The 11,821-nt window shown below is 48.4% G+C and carries 13 protein-coding genes; all 13 read right to left on the reverse strand.

The annotated features are described in order from the left end of the window. Positions 1–7 precede the first annotated feature (7 nt). Complete coding sequence (locus IT233_09525) at positions 8–427, reverse strand: hypothetical protein (protein MCC7302871.1); 420 nt, start codon at positions 425–427, stop codon at positions 8–10. 11 nt (positions 428–438) lie between these two features. Next, positions 439–1,437, reverse strand: a complete 999-nt coding sequence (locus tag IT233_09530; protein MCC7302872.1) for a T9SS type A sorting domain-containing protein — start codon at positions 1,435–1,437, stop codon at positions 439–441. 62 nt (positions 1,438–1,499) lie between these two features. Beyond that, positions 1,500–2,270, reverse strand: coding sequence for an MBL fold metallo-hydrolase (locus IT233_09535; GenBank protein ID MCC7302873.1), 771 nt, complete (start codon positions 2,268–2,270; stop codon positions 1,500–1,502). Further along, on the reverse strand, positions 2,267–2,854 hold the full coding sequence (locus IT233_09540; protein ID MCC7302874.1) for a transferase hexapeptide repeat family protein: 588 nt from the start codon (positions 2,852–2,854) through the stop codon (positions 2,267–2,269). Before IT233_09540 ends, IT233_09535 begins: the two co-directional genes overlap by 4 nt. A 6-nt stretch (positions 2,855–2,860) precedes the next feature. After that, positions 2,861–4,471, reverse strand: coding sequence for a S8 family serine peptidase (locus IT233_09545; GenBank protein ID MCC7302875.1), 1,611 nt, complete (start codon positions 4,469–4,471; stop codon positions 2,861–2,863). Continuing rightward, on the reverse strand, positions 4,468–4,761 hold the full coding sequence (locus tag IT233_09550) for a hypothetical protein (GenBank protein ID MCC7302876.1): 294 nt from the start codon (positions 4,759–4,761) through the stop codon (positions 4,468–4,470). The genes IT233_09545 and IT233_09550 overlap by 4 nt, the downstream gene beginning before the upstream one ends. Continuing rightward, on the reverse strand, positions 4,758–5,966 hold the full coding sequence (locus IT233_09555; GenBank protein MCC7302877.1) for an acetyl-CoA C-acyltransferase: 1,209 nt from the start codon (positions 5,964–5,966) through the stop codon (positions 4,758–4,760). Before IT233_09555 ends, IT233_09550 begins: the two co-directional genes overlap by 4 nt. A gap of 4 nt (positions 5,967–5,970) precedes the next feature. Then, the gene (locus IT233_09560) at positions 5,971–6,399 is read right to left on the reverse strand and encodes a hotdog fold thioesterase (GenBank protein ID MCC7302878.1); all 429 of its coding nucleotides are present in this window, start codon (positions 6,397–6,399) and stop codon (positions 5,971–5,973) included. Then, on the reverse strand, positions 6,396–7,553 hold the full coding sequence (locus IT233_09565; GenBank protein MCC7302879.1) for a 3-hydroxybutyryl-CoA dehydrogenase: 1,158 nt from the start codon (positions 7,551–7,553) through the stop codon (positions 6,396–6,398). The genes IT233_09560 and IT233_09565 overlap by 4 nt, the downstream gene beginning before the upstream one ends. Position 7,554: 1 nt before the next feature. Further along, on the reverse strand, positions 7,555–8,331 hold the full coding sequence (locus IT233_09570; GenBank protein MCC7302880.1) for an enoyl-CoA hydratase/isomerase family protein: 777 nt from the start codon (positions 8,329–8,331) through the stop codon (positions 7,555–7,557). A 4-nt stretch (positions 8,332–8,335) separates the two neighbouring features. Continuing rightward, a complete protein-coding gene (gene bshC / locus IT233_09575) occupies positions 8,336–9,901 on the reverse strand; it encodes a bacillithiol biosynthesis cysteine-adding enzyme BshC (protein MCC7302881.1) in 1,566 nt (521 codons plus the stop codon). Between the two features lie 32 nt (positions 9,902–9,933). Then, positions 9,934–10,326 carry a DUF1987 domain-containing protein gene (locus IT233_09580; protein ID MCC7302882.1) on the reverse strand — a complete coding sequence of 131 codons (393 nt, stop codon included), beginning with the start codon at positions 10,324–10,326 and terminating at the stop codon, positions 9,934–9,936. A 163-nt stretch (positions 10,327–10,489) separates the two neighbouring features. Beyond that, positions 10,490–11,803 (reverse strand): 30S ribosomal protein S12 methylthiotransferase RimO, encoded by a 1,314-nt coding sequence (gene rimO / locus IT233_09585; GenBank protein MCC7302883.1) that lies wholly within the window; start codon positions 11,801–11,803, stop codon positions 10,490–10,492. Positions 11,804–11,821: the final 18 nt, after the last annotated feature.

The following is an 11,821-nucleotide window of genomic DNA, read 5'->3' on the forward strand; positions in this document are numbered from 1 at the left end:
ATCCACTCTACCTTCCCTGCAAAGCAAAATACTCCTCTCTCTTTTTTTGAAGCCATTCCGAAGCCTCTGCGAAGGTCCGAAACAAGTAAGTAGGTGCCGGCGGCCGGTTTATTTTAATAAAAAAATTACTGATCATTCTGGTAGCAAGGCTATTCGTAACTATCGCTTTGGCGATGGCATTCCGGTTGACTTCGATTGTTGCGGAAAACTCCCGCCCTTCTTTCGAAATATTATTATACTCTCCCGATTCGAAGATCAACGTATACGGCTGGTCCCCGACAAGGCGGAGTTTGGCCTCATGCATGGCTTTCATATCCTCCAGCTCCAGATGATGGTGCTCTTTTAGCCGTATATGCACATGCCCCTCGGGGGACAATCGCACTATCGCTTTTTCGAGAGAAATTACTTCCCGGGAGTTGGGCTGCATCTCTGCCAGATCTAATCAAGTATCACTTTGAGCATATTCATTTTCTCTCCGGCGATGATTCTCAGCAAATAGACACCGCGGGGAAGAGCACTAAGGTCCAGACGTGCTTTTTCACCTTCGAAATGCTCCTGCAGGATGGTTCGCCCGAAAAGATCTATCAGCTCCAACCGGACAGGAAGTTGAATTCCGTCTGTGCCGGCTACCTCTACTATCCCGGTTGTGGGGTTGGGATAAACTGAAAATCCGGCAAGGGGGGAGATTTCCTCCATCGCTGTAGTGGATCCGCAATTAAGTGCGATAAGCTGGGCGCCAGTGACCCAGCCTGTAGAACTGCATCCTGAAAGTGCTGCCACTTTATTTCCGGTAGGTCCGGGAGGAGCCTGTAATTCATCTGCAATTTCCAGATTTTCGTTCCCCCAGGGGTGATTGCCTGTAGTTCCTACATCTACACGCTCCGTCATCGAATTCGGGGGAACAATATTGTTCAAAGAGTTATTCACGCTGCAAAAGAAAATTCCGACCAATCGCTTATTCGGGGAGGAGGTGAAAACACCATTCGCTACAATATTTGCGCAGGCATCCTGCGCACCGTAACTACTGAACACATCAATGGGATTGGCTGTATTCACTCCGCTGTAAGCAACAATACATCCTACCAGATACTGTGAAGCATTTCCTGTGAAAATGTGGGTTACGGGTTCCGAAGGACCGGCAATCTTGTAGAAAGTAACAAGTTGCGGCGTGGTATTGCCTGAGCCACATCCTGATCCGGTGTTAATAGTGCTGGCCAGCAATGTCCATCCCACCGGTGCGGTGATGACGCTGCCATTGCACCACCCCATATGAATGGCGGCAATCATCAGGTCATTTTGGACCACTGCCGTTGGCTTTGTTAAGGTGACGACATTTGAATTCCCTATGGCGGAAGTGGCACCAACGAAAGCGCATTGTGCGCTGATTGTAAGGACCAGGAATAGTGATGCGGAAAAAAGTGTAAAGTGTTTTTTCATGAAAGAGCAGTTTTCTTAGAGATCTAATATGGGTTAAATATATGAAATTATAGTAAAACGATTCAGGAGTCAACGGTCAGTCCGTCCCATGCCAGCTGGATATGCGCGGGTAGTTCCCTGTTCACCTCTTCGTGCAATCCCATCTGGTGCGAGATGTGAGTAAAATACGTCCGCTCTGCCCTGAGATCTTCAGCCAATGCCACCGCTTCATCCAGCGTAAAATGGGAAATGTGCTTTTCCCGCCTGAGGGCGTTTAAAACCAACACCTTGGCTCCACGTATCAGTTTTCGTGATGCCTCGGGGATGTGATTTGCATCTGTTATATAAACAATATCAGCAACACGAAAACCCAGTACAGGCAGCCGGTAATGTAACACGGGAATCGGTGTCAATGGAATATCATCGATAAAGAACCGGAGGCCGGAATGAATCGTGTGCAGATTTATCTTTGGGATTCCCGGGTAATCGCTTCCATCAAAGACGTACGCGAATTCCCGTCGCAGTGCGTCCTGTACCAGCGGCTCCGCAAACACATCCACCGCGGCACCTGAAGTAAAATTAAAGGCGCGCACATCATCCATTCCGGCAATATGATCCTTGTGAGCGTGCGTAAACACCACCGCAGCAATCTGTTTTACACGTTCCCGTAACATTTGCTGCCGGAAATCAGGACCCGTATCAATAACGATATTTCTTCCTCCCACTGTAAACATCACGGAAGAGCGCAGTCGCTTGTCTCTGGGATCTGCCGAAGAACATATCCGGCACGGACATGAAACCACAGGAACTCCCTGCGATGTGCCGGTACCCAGGAATGTAAGGCGAACATTCATTGCTTTTTCCAATTCCTGTATATTTCCTGCTGCTTCGGCCGGTTTTCCGGAACAGAGCGCAGGGACTCACAGGCATTCAGCCTCTGATGAAGATCCGCTGGTAAACCCTGGTAAAGTCCGGTCCCTTTCGTCTTCCAGGCTAACATCTCCTCAGATACATCCTTGATAATCTTACCTGGATTACCTACAACGATTTTACGTGCAGGAATCTTCATTCCTTCAGGAATCAATGTTAGGGCTCCAATAATACTGCTCTCTCCTACTTCCGCGTGATCCATGATCACAGCGTTCATACCTATCAAAGTATTTTTACAAAGATTGGCTCCGTGAATAACCGCGCCATGCCCAACATGTGCTCCTTCACGCAGATAAACAGTAATACCCGGAAACATATGCACGGTACAATTCTCCTGTATATTACAACCGTCTTCTATTACAATTTCTCCCCAGTCGCCGCGGATTGCAGCACCGGGTCCTACGTATACATTTTTACCAATAATAACATTTCCGGTAACACATGCCTGAGGATGCACGAATGACGATTCGTGGACCACGGGTATATATCCGTTAAAGGAGTAGATCACAGAGTATCAGTTGGTTTTAATAAAGATATGTACCCTGTTCCCACATGAAACAAAATAGAACCCCGGTGGAATCAGAGAAATATCCAATGAGGTAAGCGGGCTCTGCAGATCCCTTTCCAACACCACCCTGCCGGCCGGGTCCAGGATTTGCAGGTGTTCTGCGCCGCTAAATCCCTTCAGCAGAACAAACAGATTTTCATCCGCTGGATTCGGAAAAATAAACATACCCGGATCCTTCACCTCTTCCTGGTTTGTAACCAGCATGCCGGCCAGACAAAAATCCGGAATGCCATACCCTTTCAGTGAATCGGGACTGAGGTACTGGGAGGAACTGGCCCAGATTGCAGAGCGGATTTGCATATTGGTGAATGAGGGGCGGTATTGCCACAGGCAGGCCGCTGCACCGGCGCAGATCGGCGTTGAAAAACTGGTACCGTTAGCGGTAGTAAGGTTTCCGCCCGAATTTACAACTACAGCGCTGACCCCCTGGGCACAGATGTCGGGTTTAACTTGTCCGTCTGCGCTGGGGCCACGGGAGCTGAATGAAGCCAGGTTTCCGCTTCCGTTCACGGCACCCACAGCAAAAGCAGAATCTGCATCGGATGGCGTTCCGATACGCAGCCAGGCGGTTTGTCCGGAATTACCGGCGCAGCAAAATGTGAGCATCCCCACCCGTGCGGTAAAATTGGCAGCTCGTGCACAGATGGTTGTTTGACCATCCATATCCAAAAAAGTGTGGTTTTGAGATGCATCATCGAATTGTGTGTAATAAAGTGATGTACAGATAATATCTGCACCGGCACTGTCCGCATATTCTGCCCCCGCCACCCAATTGTCCTCCTCCACAAGATATTCCGTTACGGCATCCTCCGTTCTGATAAGATAATATTCTGCTTTGGGTGCTGTGCCGACAATCTGGTTATTCACAAAGGCAGCCATACAAGAGAGTACCATCGTACCGTGTCCGCCTACCGAATACACATTGCCGCCAGGGTTTGCAAAATCTTTGGTACCCAGTATCTGATTATTGATTCGTATGCTGTCGAATGCAGCAATCGTATTCACATTCATAAAACCATCGTCAAGCACCGCAATACGCATGCCCTCTCCATGATAACCCATGTTATGAAGGCAAACACCATTCACCTGATTGATCTGGTTGTAAGAACTGCCATAGTTATAAGCCATAGGCACAGGGGGCAGTTCCGGTGCTGACCGCAATGTACCATTGAAATCCAGCTCACTGAATCCATCATCTCTCCTCATCCTAAAAACAGGATTTACGCCTGACACAAAAGGGAGTGCCGCAATTGCAGTGAGCGCTCCAGCATCAGAAGTGGTAATGGAAATGGCGTTGAACCAGCGTGAAGTGTAGTTGAGCGTTACCGCGCCGGTGGCTAACACCTGAGTAACATAAGAAGGATTAACCGGAAGGTCGTCGGCCGTGACAGGAATACCCTGGTTCGCTCTTCGCTGAATGGACCTCAGCGATAAAAAGGCGGAAGGATTAGAAATAGAATAAGGAGTTCCGGCTTTATCAGTAAAGGTAACCCAGAATTTGGTAGCGGCTTCACTGATCACAGGAAGCAGTAAACAAAGAAATATAATTCGTCTCATAACTGTTTGTTTTCTTCGACAAATAATACGGCCGCCATATGGCGGCAAAACCCTGTGACACCACAGGTACAAAACATATCGGTTAACGTGTTTTCGGTTCTGCGAAAACTCACCTCCTGCGGGCAGGGTTCATTCACCACAACAGTAAATAATCCGGGCAAAATTTCCTTTTCCGTTTTCACCCAACCATTCTTGAAGTAGATATATCCCCATTCCAGTAAATGCTCCGGAAGTATATTCCGGAAATTTCCGGAAGAAAGCGGATCCAATACCTTCATCTCCCTTGTCATTCTGCATTTTCAATTACTACAGCGTAACCCTGCCCTACGCCAATGCACATCGTGGCCAGGGCATATCGTTTATTCCTCTCCTTAAGTTCCATTGCAGCGGAAAGAAGTATCCGTGTGCCGGACATACCCAAAGGATGACCCAGTGCAATGGCTCCGCCATTCACATTGATCCTGTTGTCCTGGTCTTTTAATCCCCACGCTCTGGTACAGGCCAGAGCCTGAGCAGCAAAGGCTTCATTCAGTTCAATAATATCCATCTGGGCCATGGTAAGTCCTGCTCTTTTCAGTGCAAGATAAGATGCCTCCACGGGACCAATACCCATGAACTTAGGCTCCACTCCCACTGCACCGGACGAGATGACACGTGCCATTGGTTTAAGCCCGTATTTTTTTACCGCGCTGCCCGATGCCAGAAGTAAAGCGGCTGCACCGTCATTAAGTCCGGAAGAATTGCCCGCTGTAACAGATCCGTCCTTTTTGAACGCAGGTCTGAGTAAGGACAGTGCCTGTACTGTGGTTTTTTCTTTAATAAATTCGTCTCTGGAGAAAACAATAGGATCTCCCTTTCTTTGCGGGACTGAAACAGGAATAATTTCTTTCTGCAGCCGGCCGAAGTTCTGAGCTTTTACAGCCTTCTCCTGAGACCATGCGGCGAAAGCATCCTGATCCTGACGTGCGATATTATCTCTCATGCAAAGATTCTCCGCGGTATCACCCATACCGTCCACCCCATAGATTTCCTTCATTTTAGGATTGATGAATCTCCATCCGAAGGAGGAGTCAAACATTTGCTGATCGCGTCCGTACGCAGATGCAGATTTAGATATCACCCAGGGGCCCCTTGTCATATTCTCGACACCTCCGGCAACGGCCAGTTCGGCCTCTCCTACCTTTATCATCCGTGATGCATCCATTGCCGCCGCCATGCCTGAAGCACAAAGCCGGTTCACAGTTTGACCCGGTACGGTATGCGGATAACCTGCCAGTAGCAAAGCCATACGTGCAACGTTCCTGTTATCCTCTCCTGCCTGGTTGGCGCATCCCATAATAACATCAGAAATACAGGAAGGATCCAGGCCCGGATTCCGGCGAAGGAGGCCGGCCAACACATGCGCCGCCAGATCGTCCGTTCTTACCGCAGCAAGCGCACCTCCAAGATTTCCGATGGGAGTGCGAACACCATTTATGATAAACGTTTCTTCCATAGATTCATTTTTCCTCAAACCATTCTTTAGATGTAATATAAACCGTTCCCCTGAAAAGTGCAATCGCTTCATTCCGTGAGTCGGTGATCCTGATCAGATAAACACCGAACTTGTTTGTCCGGCTCAATTCCTCAGTAGTAGCGGTAATCAATTCTCCCTCCTTCAGGCTTTTGGTATGAGTTATGGAAGTTTCCACTGACACTGATTTCCTTCCGTGAGAATTGGAAGCGAAGGCCAGCGCAGAATCGGCCAGACAATAAGTGATGCCTCCGTGTGCGATGGCAAAAGCATTCAGCATTTCCTTTCTGACTTTCATCCGCAGTACACATGTACCTGGATCAACGGAAACACATTCGATTCCCAGCCACCGACTGAACGGATCATTTTCGAACATGGCTGAAACCACTCTGCCGGCAAGATCCTTATTGTTCATGAGAAAAATTTCTTTCGTTCAGCTGTCATAATCTTCAGCAGGAGAGAAGGCCGGTAGCGCTCCTCACCATACGCTTCATGCAGTGTACGCAGCTGACGGCAAACTGCATCTGCACCGAGCTCGTCGCACCAGTGGAGAAGACCCTTGGGGTAATTCACTCCTTTGGTCATCGCCAGTTCAATATCATCCTTCGACGCCAATCCGGAATAAAGCGCTTCAGCGGCCTCATTGATCAGCATCACAATGACCCTGTCCGCTATGCGTCTCCCCAATTCAGGATCCGTGTCCGGCTGCGGGCGGTCGGAACCCGACGCATAATTATAATATCCCCTTCCGGATTTCTTTCCATACAAACCCGCTTCGAATAATCTCTTCTGTGTAACAGATGGTTTAAATCTGGGCTCATAAAAGAATTGCGTCCACACACTTTCCGTGACTCTGAAATTAATGTCGTTACCAATAAAATCCATCAGTTCAAATGGTCCCATCCTGAAACCTCCAAACGTTTTCATTGCATAATCAACCGTTGCCACAGAGGCAATACCTTCCTCAAGGATGCGGATACTCTCTCCGTAAAAACTGCGGGCCACACGGTTCACGATGAATCCCGGCATATCTTTGGCCAGTACAGGAATTTTATTCCATTTTTTCATCAGTTCTATACAAAGGGAAGATAGATTTTCCACCGTCAGTATTCCCGGGATCACTTCTACGAGGGGCATTACGGGGGCCGGGTTAAAAAAGTGAAGGCCGATCACCCGTTCTTTCACCACACAAGCCGATGAAATCCCGGCAATAGAAAAAGAACTTGTATTGGTAGCAAGGATACACTGCCTGGCAACCACGGCTTCCAGTTCACGAAAGACCTGATGCTTCACCCCTATATCCTCCACTACCGCTTCAATGATCAGGTCACAGGAGGCGAGATCCTTCAGAGAACTAACCGGAAAAATTCTTTTCAGGATAATATCCGCATCCCCCGCCGGCAGCCGACCTTTTTCTACCTGTGCTTTAAAGGCTTCGAAGAGATTCATGCCGGCACGCTGAAGTGCCTCCTTGTTACTGTCGAACAGGAATACTTCCTCGCCGGCTTCCGCCGCTACGCGGGCAATCCCGCTGCCCATTGCCCCCGATCCAACGATTCCTACTTTCATATTATTCCCCTTTGAACATTGGTTTCCGCTTTTCTAAAAAGGCCTGTACGCCTTCGTTGAAATCAAAACTTTCCGAGGCTTCCACCTGCATACGTCCTTCCTCTGCGATTTGGGTGAAAAAATCATTAGTCATGGATCGATTCAGAAGTTTTTTTGTGAGTGCGAGACCTTTCGTGGGCCGGGAGGCCAATACGTGTGCCAGTTCATCAAAGCCACTGGCAAACCGCTCCTCCGGAAAAACTTTATAGATCATCCCCGCATGAAGTGCTTCTTCGGCAGAGATTTTATCCGCCAGCATCATCTGTGCCGATGCTCTTCCGAAACCGATAAGACGCGGCAAAAAGTAAGTTCCCCCGCTGTCCGGCACCAGACCAATACTGCTGAAGGCCTGAATAAAGGAAGCAGATGACGAGGCCACAACGACATCGCAGCAGAGGGCGATATTTGCCCCTGCTCCCGCGGCTACTCCGTTCACTGCTGCAATTACCGGTTTAGCGATCTCCCTGATTAATGACACCATTGGATTGTAATGTTCTTCCACGATCTTCTTCAGCCCAGGTCCTTTGGGATCCATGGCCTCTGCAAGATCCTGGCCTGCACAAAAAGCCTTCCCGCTGCCTGTGATGCAAACAGCCCGAATCGCTTTGTCGGAAGCAGCCGCATCCATTGCCTTCTGAAAAGCAAGTGCCATTTCCCTGTTAAAACTGTTGAATTTATCCGGGCGGTTCAGGGTAATCTTCATAACGGGCCCGGACTTTTCTGTTAATATGCTGGACATACGTTTATTTCAGGGAAGTTAATGATATAAAGAGACAATGTTCCGGTACCGGTTCAAAATACCCCATTAAGGTACCAAAAAAAGCAGGGTGATATGCTGAAAAATAGGGCAGGAAATTCTCCCGGCGCTCCATGGGTACCCCACCGGGAAACAGGCTTTCCTTCAGGCTTCTCAGGCGGTTCACTGTCACTTCTTCTTTCTGTTTAAGCGCCCTTAACATCCGGCCCTCTATCTGATCCAGTGATTTTTGCATTTTAACGGTTTCTGCTGCCACGGAGGCTTTCAGGGTGGCGTCGGCTGTACCGGCAAGCAATGCCACCTCTTCCATAAGTTTCTCCAACGCTTTCCGGTAAGAGGAAAGATCGGGCGTGTCCATTTTTCTCCGTATCAGGTCGTCCAGGGGCCGTAGCAGATCCGCCGCTTCCAATCCTGCCGCACGAACATGACCCAACTGCTTTTCTGAAAGAAGAAAAAAACTATTTCGTAAAATGAGTGCGGGAATATTGCATTCAAACGACTTCAGCAGTTCACCGAACTGCAACCAGTAGGCCACTTCGCCGGGGCCACCTATGTAAGCAATGTTTGGCAGAATGTGCTGCTGATAAACAGCCCGAAGCGCAACATTCGGAGAAAAGCGCTCCGGATTTTTCTCCAGCTCATTCAGCAATTCCTGCTCAGTCCAGGAGACGTCACCGGCATGAAACCGTTCGCCCTCCCGGCGCAAACGTTCCCGTGAAGCCGGCTTCATGTAAAAAATATTAATCTCCCGGGGATTTACTGCGGGCTCATATCCGAGTTGGCGGAGGCGGGAATTGGTCTCCGACAAAGATCGATACACCTGCCCCCCGGTAATCTCTTTGCGGAATTGTTCCCGAAAGTATGATTTCAACCGTGAATCGGCAGGATCAAGAATAATCAGCCCGAAATCTCCGAAAAGCTCATTTATAAATGAACGTGTGGCATCTCCCAGACTCCTTCCGTCTGTATAATGCCTTTTCAGGATTTCACCAACAGATGGTCCGCATAGCGCTTCAACTTCCCTGATCACATTGTCAATAGAATGAAGTGCAATTTTTCCGGCGGGTCCGGTTCCCGAATTTTCCCAGCGTATTTCTTTATCGCCGATGTAAACATGATCGATCTCCGCCACATCGTGATCCTCGGTATGCATCCAGAAAACAGGAACTACTGACAGAGCATTTTCCCGAAGATGTGCTGCCAGCCGGAGGAGATTGAGGAGTTTTCCGGGTAAATACAAGGGGCCTGAAAAAAGGCAACACTGGTGCCCCGTACAAACGGTATAGGTCGAATCCGATTCCAGCAGGGAAATATTTTTTTCGGTTGCGTGAGAAACAGGAAGTCCCCTGTATTGTTCCCGGATCACACGCACGAGTGTTTCTCTAACCTCCGCCGGCAATCTGCAGCGCGAGGCGATCTCTTTCCATTGCGCCATACTGCCTGTAGACGGGAACAGACCGGATATGGTGCGGTCTCCCTTCAGATAGGCTGCGGTAAGCCCCGGCAATGAAGGCATGTAGGATAACAGAGGATAGGCGCCCAGGGAAGGCATCTTGCAAAGTTAGAAGAAATAGGGACTGGCTGTCAGGCCGCAGCGATCTCGGCCTTTTCTGCTTTGGTGAATTCAAACGGAAGGCGTACCATATAGGCGTAATCGCGTCCAGCTCCGAGGATATATGCGTCTGAATAGATCCATGAAATCCTGACATCATGACCGCGCTCCTTCATCTCCATCAGCTTATACATTAGGAAAAGGAAGGATTTGGAGGATGATATATTAAAGAATTCCAAGTGAAACGTCACATGCGTGCTTACATGCGGAGACTTCGAATACTCGTTGATCCAGACCATCAGTCGTTCAAAAAATAATTTTCCGTTTTCCGGGACTGATTTACCCTTGATCAAAAGCTCTCCCGTAGCAGGATTAAAATCTACCAGAGGTAGTCCGGAGCTTGCTTCTATATGCAGTCGTTCCATAGATAACTTACGGGATTGAAGGTAGCTCAGCACCCTCACGGATTCAAATATTTTAGACCATTGCAATTAAAAACAAGGCGAATGCTTCATCATCATGGACGAATTGCATAATGCGCTGGTTTTCACACATTTAAGCGATGAATCTGTAATAAAGTTTGATGAATCACCCAATAAAATCGGCAAAGAGGTCATATTCCCCTGCTGATGAGATCCGAACCTTAATAAAATCTCCCAGCCGTAGATGCTGTCCGCCGGCGGCAATGATTACTTCATTATCCACTTCAGGCGAATCATGCTCTGTTCTTCCTATAAAATTTCCATCTTCAAACCGGTCAACCAGCACTTCCAACACCTTTCCTACTTTTTGTTCATTCAGGGATAAGGAAATTCCGCGCTGAACTTCCATTATCTCAGCAGCTCTTCTGGTCTTTTCTTTCGCCGGTACATCATCCTTGAGTTGAAATGCCCCTGTATTTTCTTCATGAGAATACGTGAATACACCCAGCCGGTCGAATCTCATTTCCCTCACCCAGTCTCGCAGTTCTAAATGCATCTCTAAGGTTTCTCCCGGAAATCCGCTGATGAGTGTGGTACGAATACTGATACCCGGAACGTTCTCGCGGAGCTTTCTGATTAAATCATTTGTCTTGTCCCGGGTTACACCTCGTTTCATGTTTTGAAGCAAGGGATTGGAAATGTGCTGCAGGGGAATATCAATGTATTTACAAACCTTTTCATTCTTAGCGATCACCTCGATCACATCTTCCGGAAAGCCCCCCGGAAAGGCATAATGGAGGCGGATCCACCGTATACCGTTTACCTCACTTAATCTTTGCATTAATTCCGCCAGTTTCCGCTCTCCGTAAATATCTAATCCATAATAGGTGGAGTCTTGTGCAATCAGAAGAAGCTCCGTAGTTCCACGCGCGGTCAAAACAGCAGCCCTGCGCACCAGCTCATCCATTGGCACAGAAACATGCCTTCCGCGCATTAGCGGAATCGCGCAGAAAGAACATGGCCGGTCGCAACCCTCCGATATTTTAAAATAAGCATAGTGAGAAGGGGTCGTCAGGAGGCGCTCCCCAAGCAGTTCCTGACGGTAATCCGCCTTCAATGTTTTCAGCAAACGGGGCAGCTCACGGGTTCCAAACCAGTCATCCACATCCGGGATCTCTTTCTTCAGATCTTCCCTGTACCGCTCGCTCAGACATCCGGTAACCAGCAACTGGTCAATATTTCCTGCCCTTCTTTCCGAAGCATATTGTAAAATCATATCAATACTTTCCTGCTTTGCGTTATCAATAAATCCACAGGTGTTAATTATCACGATCCGGTGATCGCTCTCACCGGTCTCATGCCCTACTTCGATCGCATTCGCCTTAAGTTGTCCCATCAGCACCTCGCTGTCCACCACATTCTTAGAACAGCCAAGTGTAATAACATTTACCTTGTTCTTCTTTAAGGTTCTCGCTTTCATACTGCAAAAATGAGAATA

It is taken from the genome of Bacteroidia bacterium (genome assembly GCA_020852255.1).
In the GTDB taxonomy this organism is placed as follows: Bacteria; Bacteroidota; Bacteroidia; order JADZBD01; family JADZBD01; genus JADZBD01.

Excerpts from the sequence above, each read along its gene's own strand:
- IT233_09565 (MCC7302879.1), bottom strand. The coding sequence starts at position 7,553 with ATGAAAGTAGGAATCGTTGGATCGGGGGCAATGGGCAGCGGGATTGCC.
- IT233_09560 (MCC7302878.1), bottom strand. The coding sequence starts at position 6,399 with ATGAACAATAAGGATCTTGCCGGCAGAGTGGTTTCAGCCATGTTCGAA.
- IT233_09580 (MCC7302882.1), bottom strand. The coding sequence starts at position 10,326 with ATGGAACGACTGCATATAGAAGCAAGCTCCGGACTACCTCTGGTAGAT.
- IT233_09555 (MCC7302877.1), bottom strand. The coding sequence starts at position 5,966 with ATGGAAGAAACGTTTATCATAAATGGTGTTCGCACTCCCATCGGAAAT.
- IT233_09525 (MCC7302871.1), bottom strand. The coding sequence starts at position 427 with ATGCAGCCCAACTCCCGGGAAGTAATTTCTCTCGAAAAAGCGATAGTG.
- rimO (MCC7302883.1), bottom strand. The coding sequence starts at position 11,803 with ATGAAAGCGAGAACCTTAAAGAAGAACAAGGTAAATGTTATTACACTT.
- bshC (MCC7302881.1), bottom strand. The coding sequence starts at position 9,901 with ATGCCTTCCCTGGGCGCCTATCCTCTGTTATCCTACATGCCTTCATTG.
- IT233_09545 (MCC7302875.1), bottom strand. The coding sequence starts at position 4,471 with ATGAGACGAATTATATTTCTTTGTTTACTGCTTCCTGTGATCAGTGAA.
- IT233_09535 (MCC7302873.1), bottom strand. The coding sequence starts at position 2,270 with ATGAATGTTCGCCTTACATTCCTGGGTACCGGCACATCGCAGGGAGTT.
- IT233_09570 (MCC7302880.1), bottom strand. The coding sequence starts at position 8,331 with ATGTCCAGCATATTAACAGAAAAGTCCGGGCCCGTTATGAAGATTACC.
- IT233_09550 (MCC7302876.1), bottom strand. The coding sequence starts at position 4,761 with ATGACAAGGGAGATGAAGGTATTGGATCCGCTTTCTTCCGGAAATTTC.
- IT233_09530 (MCC7302872.1), bottom strand. The coding sequence starts at position 1,437 with ATGAAAAAACACTTTACACTTTTTTCCGCATCACTATTCCTGGTCCTT.